Below are 17,158 nucleotides of genomic sequence, written 5' to 3' on the forward strand. Positions count from 1 at the left end.
ACCGGTATAATGCCAGGAACCATGAGCCTGCTCTGGAGAAATGCTCCAGCATAAGACCTTCCGGCTTGAGACATATTATAACTGTTGCTTCTAAATCTCAATATCATTACAAACCTGAGGAGGATTTAAGATGTCAACAGATTCCGTAGTGAAGAACTTTGATACCTGGAAAAGCTTTTTGGGCGACCGGGTCATTCAGGCCGAAAAAATGGGGATGAGCGACGAGACCATCACCAAGCTGGCGTTCGAAATCGGGGAATTCCTCGACAAGAAGGTCGATCCGGGCAACTATTCCAACCGGGCCATCAAAGAGCTGTGGGATGTCGGGACGGATGATGAGAAGCATACCATTGCCGGACTCATGGTCAAACTGGCGAAGAAAAACGCATAGCTACGCGGAAGAAGCTCCCCTTGCGGGAGCTTTTCTGCAATTATTACAATCGTGTCCTTGCCTTTCAATTTTTTTTTATATATCATTAACATGACCCGTGTATCTGAAACAACATGCAGGGAAAAGGAATCTATGAGGTGCGCACAAGTGGAATATAAACAATGGTATATGGAGTATAAGATACATAAGAACAGACCCGGTCTGTTAGGCGACATCGCTTCGATGCTGGGGATGCTGGAAGTCAATATTCTGACGATTAACGGCGTGGAAGGCAAGACGCGCGGAATGCTGCTGGAAACCAGCGACGATGAGAAGATCATGCTGATGGGCGAAATGCTCAAGAAAGTTGATAATATAACGGTTACGGCACTCCGTACACCGCGGCTTGTGGACCGGCTGGCCGTCCGGCATGGACGGTATATCGACCGGGATTCGGATGACCGCAAGACCTTCCGCTTCACCCGCGATGAGCTCGGGCTGCTGGTCGATTTCCTGGGCGAGCTGTTTAAGAGGGAAGGCAATCAGGTTATAGGACTACGTGGTATGCCGCGGGTTGGCAAGACAGAATCGATTATTGCCGGCAGCGTCTGTGCGATGAAGCGCTGGACGTTTGTCTCCTCTACGCTGCTGCGCCAGACCGTCCGCAGCCAGCTCGCCGAAGACGAGATGAATCCGCATAATGTATTTATCATTGACGGGATCGTCAGCACCATCCGCTCGAACGAGAAGCATTATAACCTGCTGCAGAATGTCATGAGTATGGCAAGCACCAAGGTGATTGAGCATCCTGATATTTTTGTGCGGGAATCCGAATTCACCTTCGATGACTTCGATATTATTATTGAGCTGCGCAATTCACCGAACGAAGAGATATTGTACGAGTCGTTTACGACAAGCTACAGTGAAGATCTTTAATATATTTCATTAAGAGCATTGCTCACACAACATTCAGGAGGTGATGGTATGTCGGAACTGGGCCGGCATTTGAAGGAGGCTCGTCTGCAAAAGGGGATGAGTCTTGATGATGTCCAGGAAGTAACAAAGATCCGCAAAAAATATTTGGAAGCCATCGAAGCAGGGGATTATAAAGTGCTTCCGGGCAGCTTTTATGTCCGGGCCTTTATCAAAACCTATGCCGAGGCGGTCGGGGTTAACCCGGATGAGCTGATGGAGGAGCACGGCAATGTGCCTGCTGCTCCTGTCGATACTACCATGGAGACCGTGATTCAGAAGCGGAGCCGCAAGCCTGAAACGGAGCGTAACGCCAAGTGGCTCCCGACCTTGCTGATGTGGACCTTCCCGGTGCTGATCCTGGTGGTCATCTACTTATATGCCTCTTCCACGCTGAATAATGATTCGCCGGAGAAAGCGGATAATGCAAACCTGACGACTGCCACGCAAGATCCGGCGAAGGTGAAGCCTTCTCCTACTGCCGCTGGAGGCGGTGCAGTGCCTTCAGCGACAGCGGATGCGGCAGCTACGCCTGATGCTGGAGCCGCGGCAACCACTGCGCCTGCTGCAACTCCAGAGCCGTCTCCATCGGCTTCTCCGGGTTCTGTCACCGTTACTCAGGACCGTAAATCGGGCAAGACGACCATTTACAAGGTCTCTGCACCTGCCGGAACCCCGGTTCAGGTACAGATTGCCGCGACCGGAGTCAGCTGGCTTGAAGTGTACAAGGGCGAGAACTCCAAGGGGGAGAAGCTCAGCTTCGGGAACACCAAGGCTGGTGAGAATCTGAGCTTTACACTGGACAGCGGCGGAATGTATATCAAATCGGGATATTCACCGGCTACCGCGATTTCGGTCAACGGACAGGCTATCACCGACGGCAAAACCTCCTCGCGCCTGCTGCTTGAACTGGATAGCGGGACGGACGGCGCTACTGACGGTAGCACTACAGGAGAATAGTACACCCGATGTATAGTCTTTGGCAGAATGGAGAACCTAGAAGTGTTTAACAGTTCTTACGCCAAAGTGAGGTGTATTCTCTCATGACCGTCAGCTGGATTGTAACAGGGCTTGGCATTATTGTCAGTCTCCTGGGGTATTATTTGACACCGGGCGCCTGGGGATATGGTATTCTGGGCTTTGGACTGGCACATGTTCTGCTGGGGATTCTGGATATGTTCCGGGCTCCTGCACGCAGCAGATAATATTTAGAGGTGAGCGTCTCCCGGACAGGTTCCGGGAGGCGTGTTTTTAGGTGCAAATATAAGAATTTATATGTTCACGCTATAAATTATCCTTCTATTTCTCACTGAAACGGTACCGTCCTTACAAAGGACGTAATGCCGTTTCCACTTGACTCTTTTCCAGTATTAGACTTAAGAGCCCCTATCTCATATAATAGGAACAGACTAATTGTAAGTAAAGGATGTGGAACCATGAGTTCAGAAAGTTCATTTGATATCGTATCCAAGATGGATATGCAGGAGCTGACCAATGCGGTTCATCAGACCGAGAAGGAAATCGATAACCGGTTTGATTTCAAGAACAGCAAGAGCAGCCTGAAGCTGGAGAAGGATGCGCTTGTCATCGCCTCAGAGGATGAATACAAGCTGAATGCAGTGATTGATATCCTCCAGACCAAGATGGTGAAGCGGGGAATCACGCTGAAGAATATGGATTTCGGCAAAGTGGAGCCGGCTTCGCTCGGCACGGTGCGCCAGCGGCTGGGACTGCGGCAAGGAATAGACCAGGAGAACGCGAAGAAGATCAATATTCTGATCCGCGATTCCAAGCTGAAGGTTAAGAGCACGATCCAGGGTGATCAGATCCGCGTGACCGGCAAAAGCCGCGACGATCTCCAGCAGATTATCCAGCTCTTGCGCAAGGCTGATTTGCCGCTTGATTTACAGTTTAACAATTTAAAGTAAGATCATGTGCCCCGCAGTGTATACTTACCTTACTTGCGGGGTGCTTCATGTTTTTTTGACACTTATTTATGGCTATAATATACTAGCTAAGCAGTTTTGAAGAAAATGCTGGAATACCGGATTCGTATGGACTAGGGGAGGAACCTTCAGTGAATTTACCCAACCGCATCACATTAGCACGCATTTGCCTTATCCCAATCATGATGTTTTTTCTGCTGGTGGACTTCAGCTTCTATCCGGAACCGATACATTGGGGCTCCTTTCAGCTTTCAATTAATCACTTGGTCGCGGCAGTTATTTTTCTGCTGGCAGCCAGTACCGATGGAATTGACGGTTACATAGCCAGAAAATATAACATGGTCACCAATCTGGGCAAGCTGCTCGATCCGCTTGCGGATAAGCTGCTGGTCTCGGCCGTGCTGATCTCGCTGGTTGAGCTGGGAAGATGCGATTCCTGGATTGCCATTGTCATCATCAGCCGCGAGTTTGCTGTGACCGGCCTGCGCCAGGTGGCACTGCTGGAAGGGAAGGTAGTGGCCGCAAGCAAATGGGGAAAGGTAAAAACAGTGATTCAGATTGTTGCCATTTCCCTGCTGCTGCTTAACAATTTCCCGTTCCAGTTCGTCAGCATCCCTGTGGATGACATTGCGATCTGGGCGGCAGCCATCATTACCATTTACTCTGGCATTGATTATTTCGTGAAGAACAAGGATCTGCTGGATTTGAACAAAGCCTAAGACACTGGAACAGGCTGAACCTTGCAGGATACCTACAATCAGGAGGAGAACGTCAGCTATGAAAGCAGAGATTATTGCCGTTGGAACAGAACTTTTACTTGGACAAATCGTGAACAGCAATGCCCAGTTTCTTTCAGTCGAGCTGGCTGCATTAGGCATTGACGTTTATTTTCAGACCGTTGTGGGAGATAACAAAAGCCGCCTTCTGGAAGCGATCCGGATTGCTCAGAGCCGGGCGGATGTTATATTGTTCACGGGCGGGATTGGTCCGACCGAGGATGACCTGACCAAGGATGCGCTGGCTGCGGCGCTTGGCCGGACCCTGCATATCGACCAGCTGGCCATGGATCATGTGCAGCGCTTCTTCGATGACCGCAAGATTGTAATGACTGAGAATAACCGCAAGCAGGCGCTTGTCATTGAAGGGACGACTCCTCTGTCCAATGATGCCGGCCTTGCGGTAGGGATTGCTTTTGCAGAAGAAGACAAATATTATATCGTGCTGCCCGGCCCGCCCCGGGAGATGAAGCCGATGTTCACGGATAAGGCCAAGCCATGGCTTCAGCAGCATGCTCTTACTGGTGAAATGCCGCTCTACTCGAAGATGCTGAAGTTCGCCGGGATTGGCGAGTCGCTGCTGGAGGACAAGCTGATTGAGCTGATCCGCAGCCAGAGCGATCCAACGATTGCCCCGTATGCCAAGGAAGGCGAAGTGACCGTGCGCATCTCCACCAAGGCGCCGTCCGAGCGGGAAGCTATGGTCAAGCTCGATGCTCTGGAGAAGACGATTGCTGACATTCTGCCGGAGCATCTGTATGCCAACATCGATGTGCCGCTGGAGCAGCTGATTGTGGACTGGATGGCGGATGCGGGACTCACTCTGAGTGCTGCCGAGAGCTGTACGGGCGGTCTGCTGATGGAGAGCATTACGAATATCCCGGGCAGCGCCTCCATGTTTGCCGGGGGGATCGTGTGTTATTCCAATGATATTAAGAAGAAACTGCTGAATGTGCCTTCCGCCATGCTTGAAGGTCCAGATGCCCCGGGAGCGGTGAGCCGCGAGGTTGCGGAGGTGCTGGCTGAGCAGGTGCGTATGATTGGTGACACGGACTTCGGCTTATCGGTTACCGGTGTAGCCGGACCGGGATATTCCGAGCGCAAGCCGGTGGGTCTTGTGTTCGTAGGACTGGCTGAGCGGGGCTGCAAGACAGAGGTATATGAGCTGAATCTGAAGGGCACCCGTGACAACATCCGCCTGCGCACCGTCAAGGCGCTGCTGTACCGATTGTGGCGCCGCCTGGAAGAACGCAAGGTTGCCACTCCGCTGGAAGGCTCGGCCTTGCAATAACTGTACGTGCCGGTATATAATTCATGTATACGGAAGAACCGTGGCTTGAGCGATCATGCTGCGGTTTTTTGTTTTATATTAGGTATAACAAATTATCCTATGGCTGTTCCTGTTAACGTAAGAAGCGGAAGAGAAGCACCTGCTGAGTTTTGCATCCGGAAGGAGGCCTGCATCTTACAATAAAAGGGAGTATTATCCCTGGGAGCAAAAAAAACGAATGTATGTTCTAAAAAAGACTTGGCAAGCCCTTCAAAACACGTTATTATAATACTATAAACAGTGAAGGAAGTGGTCTGATTGTCAGATCGTCGTGCAGCGCTTGATATGGCGCTTCGTCAAATAGAAAAACAATTCGGTAAAGGTTCGGTAATGAAACTGGGAGAATCCACTCACATGAAAGTGGAAGTTGTACCTAGCGGATCTTTGGCACTTGATATTGCACTAGGTATTGGCGGACTTCCCAAAGGACGTATTATTGAAGTATATGGACCGGAATCTTCCGGTAAGACGACGGTTGCACTTCATGCGATCGCTGAAGTACAGAAGCAGGGCGGACAAGCTGCCTTCATCGATGCTGAGCATGCGCTTGATCCCAAGTATGCCAAGGCGCTTGGCGTTAACATTGATGAGTTGCTGCTGTCCCAGCCTGATACGGGTGAACAGGCCCTGGAAATCGCTGAAGCACTTGTACGCAGCGGAGCAGTAGACATCATTGTAGTTGACTCTGTAGCAGCACTGGTACCTAAGGCGGAAATTGAAGGCGACATGGGTGATTCCCACGTAGGCTTGCAGGCCCGTCTGATGTCTCAGGCCTTGCGGAAGCTGTCAGGCGCCATTAACAAATCCAACACCATTGCGATCTTCATTAACCAGCTTCGTGAGAAGATTGGCGTAATGTTCGGTAACCCAGAGACCACTCCGGGTGGACGCGCTCTGAAATTCTACTCCTCCGTCCGTCTGGATGTGCGCCGGGTAGAGAGTATCAAGATGGGTAACGATGTTGTGGGTAACCGTACGAAGATCAAGGTTGTGAAGAACAAGGTAGCGCCTCCGTTCAAGCAAGCGGATGTAGATATCATGTACGGCGAAGGAATCTCCAGAGAGGGAAGCCTTGTGGATATCGGTACGGAGATGGATATTGTCAACAAGAGCGGTGCCTGGTATTCCTATGAAGGCGAACGTCTGGGTCAAGGACGGGAGAATTCCAAGCAGTTCCTGAAGGAACATCAGGATATTGCTCTGCTGATCGAGAACAAGATCCGTGAGGCAAGTAATCTGACAACTCTGGTAGCGGCACCATCTGAAGCAGATGTGGTTGCGGAGCAAGAGGAAGAAGAGAAATTGCTGCTTGAGATCGAGTAATTAAGTACTCCTCTACTTCTAATTGAATAATGAAGTCATGATGGATAGGCGCCCTGTGGAGGATATTACAGGGTGCCTTTTCGCAAATATTTCAGCTTAAGCAGGTGATCGGCAGGATGGTTATACAATTGGATGAGGAATTCGAAGAACAGGATGAGCAGCAGGTGCTGGCGGATTTCCCGGCAGATCAAGAGCTGGTAATTACAAAGGTAGAGCGGCTTAAGAAGTCTAATTATCGTTATCTAATCCATTTCGGAGACTACAACATGACTGTTCATGAAGATGTCATGATTAAATACCGGATGATTACCGGGAGTACTTTTGTAAAAGCAGATCTGGAGGATATTGTTGCCGCAGACGAGCGCCAGCGGGCGTATGTGGAGGGGCTTAGGTATCTGGAGCGCAAGCCCAGAACCGCACAGGAGATGGCCCGCCGTTTAAGGGAGAAGGAAATAGGGGAGACTGTTATTGCCGAAGTTCTGCTCCGCCTGCAGGAGGAACGTCTGCTTGATGATACCTTGTACGCCAAGCAGTGGGCGGAGCAGCGGATTGTGAATCAGCGTAAGGGTAAGATGTGGATCCGGCAGGAGCTGCGGGAGAAAGGGATTGATAAGTCGCTGATTGCGGAAGCGCTGGATGAGATCACACCCGAGCAGGAGCTGGAGAGCGCGCTGCTGACCGGACGGAAGAAATGGAATACGATCCGGGGAGATGTGAACGACAAACGGCGGAAGACAGGGGCGTTCCTCATGCGCCGGGGATTCTCTGGTGAAATGGTGCGCCAGGTGATCGGGATTCTGCGTGAAGAGGAGAATTCTGAGGGGGAAGAAGAGGAGTTTTACTTCCCGGATTGATTCTCTTGACTTTATTACGGTTATCGACTCTCTTGACAAGGTCTTTTTATAAATAATAAAATATAACATGAATCGGCATAAACTAAGATTCCTTTTTCCTTCCCAAAAAGCAGACTCTTATGTTCCGGTTCGCGTACAACTCATATGAAATGTAATCGCCGGATAAGGCGGGCAATGTGCATGTGCAGCATGTGCAGTATGGCAATCGGTGTATTACCGGTTTTTTGTATGGTGATGAACGGATAGTTTAACAACTGCACAAATACCCAAGGGAAGATCCTTGGAGGATATCAACGAGGAGGTGAACAGATGGATCCATTGATCTGGGTCATAGTCGTTCTCGTTGTAGCTGCAGCATTCTTTGGATTCGGTTATTTTATTCGTAAATCCCTTGCAGAAGCTAAGATTTCCAGCGCAGAGAAAGAAGCCGTAGTCATCGTGGAGAACGCGAAGAAAGAGGCGGAGGCGCTGAAGAAGGAAACGGTACTCGAAGCTAAGGACGAAGTTCATAGAATCCGTACCGAAGCTGAGAAAGAAACTCGTGAACGTCGGAATGAAATCCAACGGCAAGAGCGACGTTTGCTGCAAAAGGAAGAATCGCTGGATAAAAAAATGGAATCGCTTGAACGAAAAGAAGAACAAGTAGCTAACAAAGAGAAACGAATTGATGAAACCCAACAGCAAATTGATGTTATTTACAAGAATCAGGTTACTGAACTGGAACGTATCTCCAATCTGAGCATCGATGATGCCAGAAGTATCATTCTCAGCAATGTAGAACAGGAAGTTCGCCATGAAACTGCTCAGATGATCAAGGAAATCGAACAGCAGGCTAAGGAAGAAGCGGACAAGAAAGCCCGTGAGATTATCACCTTGGCGATTCAACGCTGTGCGGCTGATCATGTGGCGGAAACTACGGTATCTGTCGTTACCTTGCCGAATGAAGAGATGAAGGGCCGGATCATCGGTCGTGAAGGCCGCAATATCCGTGCGCTGGAGACTCTGACCGGGATTGATCTTATTATTGATGATACGCCGGAAGCAGTTATTCTGTCAGGATTTGATCCGATCCGCCGCGAAGTGGCCCGTACGGCACTGGAGAAGCTGGTGGCAGATGGACGTATCCATCCTGCACGTATTGAAGAAATGGTGGAGAAATCCCGCAAAGAAGTGGATGAACGGATTCGCGAATACGGTGAACAAGCTACCTTCGAGGTTGGCGTTCATGGTCTGCACCCGGATCTGATCAAAATTCTGGGCCGCCTGAAATTCCGCACGAGCTACGGTCAAAACGTACTGAAGCATTCCATGGAGGTTGCTTATTTGACTGGACTTATGGCCGGTGAGCTTGGGGAAGACATCGTGCTTGCAAAACGTGCCGGACTGCTGCATGATATTGGCAAAGCGCTTGATCATGAAGTGGAAGGTTCGCATGTTGAAATCGGCGTCGAACTGGCGAAGAAGTACAAGGAACATCCGGTGGTTATCAACAGTATCGCGTCCCACCATGGAGATTGCGAGGCTACCTCGGTTATTGCTATGCTGGTTGGTGCTGCTGATGCTTTGTCGGCTGCCCGTCCAGGTGCACGCCGTGAGACCCTGGAAACGTACATCAAACGTCTGGAAAAGCTGGAGGAGATCTCGGAGTCCTTCGAGGGTGTCGAGAAATCCTATGCCATTCAGGCGGGCCGCGAGGTTCGCGTAATGGTACAGCCTGAGAAGATTGATGATGCCGAAAGCTTCCGTCTGGCCCGCGATATTACGAAGATGATTGAGAGTGAGCTGGACTATCCGGGTCATATCAAGGTTACGGTAATCCGCGAGACACGCGCTGTAGAATATGCGAAATAAATAAGGAAATCGGCCCCCTTGCGGGGCCTTTTTTCATGCATCACGCCGTGGAGTTTGGAATGAAGCAGAATAGGTGAAATTATACTTAAGCAGCGATTTATGGTTGGCAGAGCATACACAAACCAAAAATTTAGGAGGAGAAGATTATTAAAGTTTTATTTATCGGAGACATTGTAGGCAATACAGGCAGAAAAGCGCTGCGTGAAATGCTGCCTTCCCTGAAAAGCAAATATCAGCCGCATATCATCATTGCCAATGGTGAGAATGCCGCTGCCGGCAGAGGGATCACCGCTGCTATCGCTAACGAATTCTTTAACTGGGGTATCCACGGTATTACGATGGGTAATCACACCTGGGACAACAAGGATATCTTCGAGTTCATCGACGACGAGCCGCGGATCATCCGTCCGGCTAACTTTCCGCCGGGGACACCGGGCCGGGGCTATACAGTTGTTAAGGGGAACGGCAAGCAGCTGGCGATTGTGAATCTGCAGGGCCGTACCTTTCTTCCGGCGATCGATGACCCGTTCCGGGTAGGCGAGGAGATTGTGGAGGAACTGCGCAGAGAGCATAAGTGCATTCTGGTGGATTTCCATGCGGAAGCAACCTCCGAGAAAATAGCGATGGGCTATTTTATGGATGGAATGGCTTCGATTGTAGTCGGCACACATACTCATGTGCAGAGTAATGATGATGTGATCCTGCCTGGAGGTACGGCGTATCTTACAGATGCGGGTATGGTTGGTTCAAGAGAAGGGATTCTGGGTATGGAAAAGGATGCGATCATCTATAAATTTACAACTCAGCTTCCCTCCCGGTTTGTAGTCGACGAAGGCAAATGGCAGCTGCATGGTCTATTCGCAGAACTTGATGAAGCTACAGGCAGAGCGACACGACTGGAGAAGATCCGGCTGCGTGAGGATGAATGGGTGATGAGCTAGAAGGGTACGGTAACGTCCTTTAGAAGGTCGGCAATGCCGTTTCTACTTGCAAATAGGTAATTAGGTAATACTCATTTTGTTTTGGGTGAAGTGTGATATTTATTATATCGAAAAAGAGTATCTTTTGAACTATTTTCTCCGGAGAGGTCCGCAAAAAGAAGGAATTAATTCTTCTGAAGCGAATAACATCTACTGTAGTGGAAGAAGAACACCATCATTTTCCCAGGGGAGGTACTTACTATGGATGTATTAAAAGTATCAGCTAAATCCAATCCAAATTCCGTTGCTGGCGCATTAGCAGGTGTTCTTCGCGAACGTGGATCGGCCGAGCTACAAGCTATTGGAGCAGGAGCACTGAACCAGGCCGTGAAGGCCGTTGCCATCGCCCGGGGATTTGTCGCACCTAGCGGAGTGGACTTGATCTGTATTCCGGCTTTTACGGATATAGTGATTGATGGGGAAGACCGGACGGCAATCAAACTTATTGTGGAACCTAGATAACTCAAGTGAATCATTTAGATTAAGCCTGTTTACACTGTAAACAGGCTTTTTGCTGTGCTGACTGCCGCTTCAGTTAGGTGCATATACATGAAATAGAGCTGGGCCGTCAACGGTTCATTTAAATATTCAGCAGGTGAAGGAAGAAGGAGAGCTGACCTATGGTGGGAAACAGGAAGCTGAAGGTGGCGGATTTTCATTGTGATGCTCTGAGTAAGCTGCAGGCGAATCCAGGGATAGACTTCAAGAATGATCCCCGGCTGGATGTGACCGCAGCGCGGCTGGCAGAGGGAAATGTCGGACTGCAGGTTTTTGCCATCTATTTGTCTGCGGTGCGCGGAAGGGCAAAGTTCGAGGATATTCTGGGGCAAATCGAGTGCTTCCATCAAAAGGTTACCGGTCCAGGAGGGCTGCAGTGGCTGAGGTGGAAGGAAGAAGCGCAGGAAGGCAGCTTCACTGCACCGGCCTATGGAATGCTCTCTCTGGAGGGCGTGGACGGTCTGGAGGGCAATCTGTTCTATGCCCAGTTATGCTTCGAGCTGGGTGTGCGCTGCCTGGGGATTACCTGGAACTATGCCAACTGGGCGGCGGACGGTGTGCTGGAGCGGCGGAACGGCGGTTTCACTGAGCATGGCCGGAAGCTGATCGACTGGTGCAACGGGAGCGGAATGCTGCTGGATGTATCGCATTTGGCCCCGGCAGGCTTCTGGGAGCTGCTGGAGCACAGTACCCGTCCGTTCATTGCTTCGCATTCGAATTGCGCAGCGGTATGCAGTCATCCCCGCAACCTGAGTGATGATCAGCTGAAGGCACTGATTGTAAGGGACGGGCGAATCGGGCTTACCTTTGTCCCCTGGTTCGTGCGGGATGAAGGAGCTGCCCGGCGGGAGGATATGCGGAGGCACATTGAGCATGTCTGTGGTCTTGGCGGGAGCGGACAGCTGATGTTCGGCTCGGATTTTGACGGAATTGAAGCGTGGGTAGAAGGGCTGGAGCATCCGGGGCAATACGCGGAGTTCGCCGAGATGCTGCTGAAATACTATCCCGAAGCTGATGTACGGGGCTGGCTGTATGAGAATGCGCTGGGGTTCTTGAGAGAGCAGCTGCCTTCTTCCGCAGGTTTAACCTCTTCGCTCACCAGGAAGTGACTATGAATTGGAAAAATCAGGATTAAGCATTCACAGAATCGTAATATGCCCGGAAAAAAGCCTCGCATTGTGATGCGGGTCTTTTTATTTTCGGGTAATAAGATGTATAATGTTCAGTGGCTTGTACAGATACTAGAGAAAATACAAGGAGTGACTTAAAAATGAGCAAGACTGTACCCGTAGGTGTGTCGGCCCGGCATATTCACCTTACGCAGGAGCACGTAGAAGCATTGTTTGGCCCTGGTTATCAATTGACCGAGTTCAAACCCCTGTCCCAACCCGGACAATTCGCAGCGAATGAGCAAGTGGCTGTCATTGGTTCGAAAGGGAAGTTCGACAAAGTAAGAATCCTCGGACCTGCCCGTCCGGCTTCGCAGCTGGAAGTATCCCGCACAGACTCCTTCAGCCTCGGCGTGAAGGCACCTGTCCGTGAATCCGGCAATATTGAAGGAACACCAGGAATTACAATTAAAGGACCTGCCGGTGAAGTTGAGCTGGAGACTGGTGTTATTGTAGCAGCACGCCATATCCACTTCCATACTTCCGAAGCAGAAGCTTGGGGCATTGCCGATAAGCAGCTCCTGAAGGTACGTCTGGGCGGCGAACGCGGCCTGGTGCTGGAGAACGTAATTGCACGCGTATCCGACAGCTTCAAGCTGGACATGCACATCGATACTGATGAAGCTAACGCTGCCGGTGCCAATAATGGCGATACCGCTGAAATCCTAGACTAGTATTTTATAATAGGTAAGACAAGAGCAGGGGACCCTTCCTCTGCTTTTTTGTTGTATATTTTTTTGAAAAGAAAGAAATGAAAGTTTTCATATTCGCTTTTATGTGGTATCATTATGTGTTATGACTTTGCTGAGCGCTATGTGGAGACGCCGCAAAAGGAATATACAGTAACGGAATTAAGGATTCACCAATATATGTATGCCCAATGAAGGAGATAAAATGACATTTAACGATTTGAACCTGATCCCCCCGATTCTTAAGGCGCTTAGCCTGGAAAACTATACATCCCCAACCCCGATCCAGGAAGAGTCTATTCCTGCGGCATTAGCCGGCAGAGACATCCTGGGCTGTGCACAGACCGGTACCGGTAAAACGGCGGCCTTCTCGTTGCCGATTATTCAGCTGCTGAGCCAGCAGCCGGGCAGAACCGGCGGAGGCAAGCGCATCCGTTCCCTGATTCTTACGCCTACCCGCGAGCTGGCGCTGCAAATTCAGGAGAACATTCAGGCTTACAGCAAGTTCACAACCATCCGTTCGACAGCCATTGTCGGTGGAGTATCACAGAAGGCGCAGGAGCGGGCGCTTGCCATCGGTGCCGACATTCTGATTGCTACACCGGGCCGTCTAATCGACCTGATCAGCCAAAAGCGTGTGGATCTGCAGCATGTGCAGATTCTCGTGCTGGATGAAGCGGACCGCATGCTGGACATGGGCTTCATTCATGATGTAAAGCGGATTATCGCCAAGATGCCGCTCAAGAAGCAGACCTTGTTCTTCTCAGCGACTATGCCTGCGGAGATTTCGCAGCTGGTGAAAACACTGCTTGTCAATCCGGTGAAAATCGAGATTACTCCGGTTTCCTCCACGGTAGACAGAATTGAGCAGTCGATCTATCTGCTGGAGAACGGAAATAAGCAGAATCAGCTGAACCGTCTGCTGCAGGACCCTTCGATTGTATCGGCGCTGGTATTCACACGCACCAAACGCGGCGCGGACCGGGTAACCCGGGATTTAACCCGCATTAATATTACAGCACAAGCCATTCACGGGAACAAATCACAGAATGAGCGCCAGAATGCGCTAAGAAACTTCAAGAGCGGAGCGACCCGCGTACTGGTAGCTACAGACATCGCTGCGCGCGGAATTGATATTGATGAGCTGTCCCATGTTATCAACTTCAACCTGCCGAATATCCCGGAAACCTATGTTCACCGTATTGGCCGGACCGGCCGTGCGGGGATGAGCGGCATCGCCATCTCGCTGTGCGAAGCGGAGGAAATTCCGTATCTGAAGGATATCCAGAAGCTGATTGGCAAGACGATTCCCGAGATCAAGGAGCATGCGTATCCGATGTCTAAGAGCAATCTGGCATTGCTGGCAGACCGTCCCGGCAAAGCGCCGGTCAAACCGTCGCAGAAGGCCAAGACGAATCCGCCCCGCAAGCCGAAGTCGGAATGGTTCGCGCAAGGCAAACAGCAGAGCGGCGGCAACACAGGTGGCGCTAAAGGTGCTTCTGGAAGCGGTCATGCAGGCAGTGGGGCTAGAAGCGCATCGGGCAGCAGTTATGCTGGCGGTGGAGCGAGAGGTGCTTCGGGGGGCCAGGCTAATGCCAACGGGCGTCCAGGCGGCAGCCAGAGCCAGAAATCGTCTGGCGGCTCATACGGCCGTTCAAACCCTTCGGGCAGTAGACCTGGCGGTCAGAGCGGACGTCCGTCCAGCCGTCCAGCGGCTAAAGCGGGCCGCTCGTAATTCGATTTTGTAACGTGCAGTAATGCTTGACCGTGTCTAACACAAACACCCGCCATTCTCAGGTTCTCACTGAAAATGGCGGGTGTTTGTCTGTTACACGTCCTCTTATCTGTTACATCGCTTCTTGTCTGCCGCTGACAGCTTCCTCTGCAAGGTAGGCGCCCAGCTCCTCGCGCAGCGCGGCGCTAATGGAAGTCATTGGCAAGCGGAGCGTATCCGAGGCGAGCTCTCCGAGTTCGCTGAGCAGCCATTTGATCGGGGCCGGGTTGGACTCCTTGAACAGCAGCTTCATCAGCGGCACCAGCTGATCATACGCAGCCTGTGCAGCCTCAATCTGACCGGCTCTGTACTGCTCGTAGATGCTGAGGAAGCGGCCGGTATGTACATTGGCTGAGGCCAGCATGCCTCCGGCGGCCCCGTAGCCCAGCATGTCGAAGAAATGCAGATCGTCGCCGCAGAGCACGGGCTTGCCGCCGCTCTTAGACAGCTCGGAGACGAGCAGGGGGGAGCCGGAGCAGTCTTTTAACCCTACGACATTATTCATCTCCAGGATCGTACGGGCGGTGTCCAGCGTCATGCCGACCCCTGTGCGGCCCGGGATATCGTAAGCCATAATGGGCAGACCCACCTCTGCCGCCTTGCGGAAATGAGCGATGATGCCTTCCTGAGACGGACGGCTGTAATAAGGGACAACCACCAGTGCGGCATCGGCGCCTGCGTTGGCCGCCAGCTCAGTACGGGCCACGGTAGAGTAAGTATCATTCGTACCTGTGCCCACCACGAGCGGGATGGAGCTGGACTTCAAGAGTTCCCGTGAGGTATCCACGAGTGTCTGTAATTCCTGTATATTGACTGTCGGCGATTCTCCAGTGGTTCCATTGACGACCAGACCATGAATATTGTTCTTGATGATGTTGTTCACATAACGCTGATACGATTCGAGATCAAGCTCACCGGCAGCGTGGAACGGGGTGACCACGGGAACATAAATTCCATAAATCTGTTCTTCTGTTAACATGAATATCGTCCTCCAAAAATGTAAAATCCGTTTGTTCTACTGTACCATGGATTATTGCATCGTTGTTAGCTATAATAAATGATGTGGGTTATCAATAATATTGATGTTAGGGTGAGACGATGGATTTAACGTATATGCGGACCTTCCGCGAAGTGGCCAAGCGGCAGAGCTTCACGCGTGCGGCTGAGGAGCTGGGCTATGCACAGTCCAGCGTCACGATGCAGATACAGAAGATTGAGAAGGAATACGGAGTACCGCTTATCGAACGGCATGGCCGCGCCTTGCGCCTGACTCCGCCCGGGGAAGAGCTGCTTAAGCTGTTCGTGGAGATTCTGGATCTCTATGACCGCTCCAAGGAAACGATTGCCCAGCAGATCGGCGGAACGCTTACTATCGGAACGATTGATTCGCTCGCAGCCTTCTATTTGCCGCCGTTCCTGCAGCAGCTGCGGACGATGTTCCCTGGTCTGAATATTCATCTGCAGACCGAGCAGGAGGCCAATCTGATCTCTAAGATCAGGGACGGCGAGGTCGATATCGGCCTTCTGCTGGACCGCAGCACGGTGGATAGCACGCTTACGCGGACGATCATCCGTGAGGAGCCGCTTGTCCTCGTGGCACCAGCCAGCCATCCGCTGGCCCGGCTGGAGCAGGTAACCCTTCAGGATCTGAACAACTGCGAGCTGATTGTCTCCGAGGAGAGCTGCATTTACCGCAGCCTGTTCGAGAACCTGCTCCGGGACCACGGAATCGTGTTTCGGATTGGTTTTGAGCTGTCGAATCTGGAAGCGATCAAGCGTTGTGTACGCAATGGCCTGGGCATAGCGCTGCTGCCGCGGATTGTGGCGGAGGAGGAGATCGAGCGGGGGAACCTGTCCGAGCTGTCTTTTGCCCACCCGGAGATTCATTTCGATCTGCAGCTGCTGCTGCATCCGAAGAAGTGGAAGTCCCTGCCCCTCCAGTCGCTGATTCAGATGCTGCTGGAGGATGCCAAGGCGAAGACTGTTGCGCTATGAAGGTAACGTACCGGGCAGCAGGGAGTCGCCTCTCGCAGATTCATACCACTAGAACTACGAAGGTAATCGGACCACATGTATACGGAAATCTGAATACAATCGTGCTGCTGCGATGAGGAATGCGCCCCATGCTCCGCAGCCTGTAACATTGTTAGTGAAATCCTGCATGAAATGCAACAATACGGACCAATAGAAACGACCGGTGCTGAAATCCTGCATGAGATGCAACAAAGCCAGCGCTAACTTGCTCTAATCCCCGGAATTCCTGCAAATGATGCAACAATGTACAACAGCCACTAACTGAGCCTTGAAGCAAGCCTTGTTCCCGCGCCCAACCCTTCAATTGTTCCATTGCCTGAACGTTGGCGGGGCCGTAGGGGCCTGCCTGCCGTACATAAGCTATGCGTTTTGCCGGAATGCTTTCGAGCTGAATGTTCATCATTGTTCATGATCCTTTCTGTGATTCTGTGGTCAAATGGAGTACAACCCGAATGCTAACATGGACTAAAATAGAATGCATTTCTTTTTTTGTGGGCTCCCTGGGCGGCAAGATGTTGACATCAAAAACTAGAATATGGTATATAAAAGGGAGTGTTAGCACTCAAGTGTGTGGAGTGCTAAACGATGCTCC

At 51.2% G+C, this 17,158-nt stretch carries 18 protein-coding genes; 16 read left to right on the forward strand and 2 right to left on the reverse strand.

Features of this window, described 5'->3' with window-relative positions; all coding sequences use genetic code 11:
• Positions 1-130 precede the first annotated feature (130 nt).
• The 15 genes from NSS64_RS10120 (at position 131) to NSS64_RS10190 (ending at position 14,493) form a co-directional block, all read left to right on the forward strand.
• Complete coding sequence (locus NSS64_RS10120; RefSeq protein WP_036692667.1) at positions 131-391, forward strand: DUF3243 domain-containing protein; 261 nt, start codon at positions 131-133, stop codon at positions 389-391.
• A 132-nt stretch (positions 392-523) separates the two neighbouring features.
• Positions 524-1,306, forward strand: coding sequence for a DUF3388 domain-containing protein (locus NSS64_RS10125; RefSeq protein ID WP_036724755.1), 783 nt, complete (start codon positions 524-526; stop codon positions 1,304-1,306).
• A gap of 48 nt (positions 1,307-1,354) precedes the next feature.
• The gene (locus NSS64_RS10130; RefSeq protein ID WP_341140004.1) at positions 1,355-2,302 is read left to right on the forward strand and encodes a RodZ domain-containing protein; all 948 of its coding nucleotides are present in this window, start codon (positions 1,355-1,357) and stop codon (positions 2,300-2,302) included.
• A gap of 83 nt (positions 2,303-2,385) precedes the next feature.
• Entirely contained in the window at positions 2,386-2,547 is a 162-nt protein-coding gene (locus NSS64_RS10135; protein WP_179090467.1) for a hypothetical protein, read from the forward strand.
• A gap of 231 nt (positions 2,548-2,778) precedes the next feature.
• Positions 2,779-3,270 carry a YajQ family cyclic di-GMP-binding protein gene (locus tag NSS64_RS10140; RefSeq protein ID WP_036724757.1) on the forward strand — a complete coding sequence of 164 codons (492 nt, stop codon included), beginning with the start codon at positions 2,779-2,781 and terminating at the stop codon, positions 3,268-3,270.
• A gap of 149 nt (positions 3,271-3,419) precedes the next feature.
• Positions 3,420-4,007, forward strand: coding sequence for a CDP-diacylglycerol--glycerol-3-phosphate 3-phosphatidyltransferase (pgsA, locus tag NSS64_RS10145; RefSeq protein WP_036724758.1), 588 nt, complete (start codon positions 3,420-3,422; stop codon positions 4,005-4,007).
• A 58-nt stretch (positions 4,008-4,065) separates the two neighbouring features.
• Positions 4,066-5,355: a competence/damage-inducible protein A gene (locus NSS64_RS10150; protein ID WP_340940122.1), complete on the forward strand. Its 1,290-nt coding sequence runs from the start codon at positions 4,066-4,068 to the stop codon at positions 5,353-5,355.
• A gap of 297 nt (positions 5,356-5,652) precedes the next feature.
• Entirely contained in the window at positions 5,653-6,717 is a 1,065-nt protein-coding gene (recA, locus tag NSS64_RS10155; protein WP_076078685.1) for a recombinase RecA, read from the forward strand.
• Positions 6,718-6,833: 116 nt separating this feature from the next.
• A complete protein-coding gene (locus tag NSS64_RS10160) occupies positions 6,834-7,571 on the forward strand; it encodes a regulatory protein RecX (RefSeq protein WP_340993266.1) in 738 nt (245 codons plus the stop codon).
• Positions 7,572-7,880: 309 nt separating this feature from the next.
• Positions 7,881-9,422, forward strand: a complete 1,542-nt coding sequence (gene rny, locus NSS64_RS10165; RefSeq protein WP_036724766.1) for a ribonuclease Y — start codon at positions 7,881-7,883, stop codon at positions 9,420-9,422.
• Positions 9,423-9,568: 146 nt separating this feature from the next.
• Positions 9,569-10,363: a TIGR00282 family metallophosphoesterase gene (locus NSS64_RS10170; protein ID WP_036724768.1), complete on the forward strand. Its 795-nt coding sequence runs from the start codon at positions 9,569-9,571 to the stop codon at positions 10,361-10,363.
• Positions 10,364-10,603: 240 nt separating this feature from the next.
• Positions 10,604-10,864, forward strand: coding sequence for a stage V sporulation protein S (locus tag NSS64_RS10175; protein ID WP_019910496.1), 261 nt, complete (start codon positions 10,604-10,606; stop codon positions 10,862-10,864).
• 158 nt (positions 10,865-11,022) lie between these two features.
• Complete coding sequence (locus tag NSS64_RS10180; RefSeq protein WP_341140005.1) at positions 11,023-12,009, forward strand: dipeptidase; 987 nt, start codon at positions 11,023-11,025, stop codon at positions 12,007-12,009.
• Positions 12,010-12,170: 161 nt separating this feature from the next.
• On the forward strand, positions 12,171-12,743 hold the full coding sequence (pduL, locus tag NSS64_RS10185) for a phosphate propanoyltransferase (RefSeq protein WP_036692683.1): 573 nt from the start codon (positions 12,171-12,173) through the stop codon (positions 12,741-12,743).
• A 220-nt stretch (positions 12,744-12,963) separates the two neighbouring features.
• Positions 12,964-14,493, forward strand: coding sequence for a DEAD/DEAH box helicase (locus NSS64_RS10190; protein WP_340940127.1), 1,530 nt, complete (start codon positions 12,964-12,966; stop codon positions 14,491-14,493).
• Positions 14,494-14,605: 112 nt separating this feature from the next.
• Here the strand turns inward: NSS64_RS10190 and dapA are convergent, their stop codons facing one another.
• Positions 14,606-15,511, reverse strand: a complete 906-nt coding sequence (gene dapA / locus NSS64_RS10195) for a 4-hydroxy-tetrahydrodipicolinate synthase (protein ID WP_341140006.1) — start codon at positions 15,509-15,511, stop codon at positions 14,606-14,608.
• Positions 15,512-15,630: 119 nt separating this feature from the next.
• On the opposite strand from dapA, the gene NSS64_RS10200 reads away from it, so the two are divergent.
• Positions 15,631-16,527, forward strand: a complete 897-nt coding sequence (locus tag NSS64_RS10200; RefSeq protein WP_340993262.1) for a LysR family transcriptional regulator — start codon at positions 15,631-15,633, stop codon at positions 16,525-16,527.
• Between the two features lie 151 nt (positions 16,528-16,678).
• Here the strand turns inward: NSS64_RS10200 and NSS64_RS10205 are convergent, their stop codons facing one another.
• Positions 16,679-16,969 carry a GyrI-like domain-containing protein gene (locus NSS64_RS10205; protein ID WP_341140007.1) on the reverse strand — a complete coding sequence of 97 codons (291 nt, stop codon included), beginning with the start codon at positions 16,967-16,969 and terminating at the stop codon, positions 16,679-16,681.
• Positions 16,970-17,158: the final 189 nt, after the last annotated feature.

The organism is Paenibacillus sp. FSL H8-0122 (genome assembly GCF_038005345.1).
GTDB lineage: Bacteria > Bacillota > Bacilli > Paenibacillales > Paenibacillaceae > Paenibacillus_AQ.

What these genes read in the sequence shown, in the direction of transcription:
- NSS64_RS10150 (WP_340940122.1), top strand. Translation starts at nt 4,066, where the DNA reads ATGAAAGCAGAGATTATTGCCGTTGGAACAGAACTTTTACTTGGACAA.
- NSS64_RS10125 (WP_036724755.1), top strand. Translation starts at nt 524, where the DNA reads ATGAGGTGCGCACAAGTGGAATATAAACAATGGTATATGGAGTATAAG.
- NSS64_RS10140 (WP_036724757.1), top strand. Translation starts at nt 2,779, where the DNA reads ATGAGTTCAGAAAGTTCATTTGATATCGTATCCAAGATGGATATGCAG.
- NSS64_RS10135 (WP_179090467.1), top strand. Translation starts at nt 2,386, where the DNA reads ATGACCGTCAGCTGGATTGTAACAGGGCTTGGCATTATTGTCAGTCTC.
- NSS64_RS10190 (WP_340940127.1), top strand. Translation starts at nt 12,964, where the DNA reads ATGACATTTAACGATTTGAACCTGATCCCCCCGATTCTTAAGGCGCTT.
- NSS64_RS10200 (WP_340993262.1), top strand. Translation starts at nt 15,631, where the DNA reads ATGGATTTAACGTATATGCGGACCTTCCGCGAAGTGGCCAAGCGGCAG.
- NSS64_RS10205 (WP_341140007.1), bottom strand. Translation starts at nt 16,969, where the DNA reads ATGATGAACATTCAGCTCGAAAGCATTCCGGCAAAACGCATAGCTTAT.
- NSS64_RS10120 (WP_036692667.1), top strand. Translation starts at nt 131, where the DNA reads ATGTCAACAGATTCCGTAGTGAAGAACTTTGATACCTGGAAAAGCTTT.
- pduL (WP_036692683.1), top strand. Translation starts at nt 12,171, where the DNA reads ATGAGCAAGACTGTACCCGTAGGTGTGTCGGCCCGGCATATTCACCTT.
- NSS64_RS10130 (WP_341140004.1), top strand. Translation starts at nt 1,355, where the DNA reads ATGTCGGAACTGGGCCGGCATTTGAAGGAGGCTCGTCTGCAAAAGGGG.
- NSS64_RS10175 (WP_019910496.1), top strand. Translation starts at nt 10,604, where the DNA reads ATGGATGTATTAAAAGTATCAGCTAAATCCAATCCAAATTCCGTTGCT.
- dapA (WP_341140006.1), bottom strand. Translation starts at nt 15,511, where the DNA reads ATGTTAACAGAAGAACAGATTTATGGAATTTATGTTCCCGTGGTCACC.
- NSS64_RS10180 (WP_341140005.1), top strand. Translation starts at nt 11,023, where the DNA reads ATGGTGGGAAACAGGAAGCTGAAGGTGGCGGATTTTCATTGTGATGCT.
- rny (WP_036724766.1), top strand. Translation starts at nt 7,881, where the DNA reads ATGGATCCATTGATCTGGGTCATAGTCGTTCTCGTTGTAGCTGCAGCA.
- NSS64_RS10160 (WP_340993266.1), top strand. Translation starts at nt 6,834, where the DNA reads ATGGTTATACAATTGGATGAGGAATTCGAAGAACAGGATGAGCAGCAG.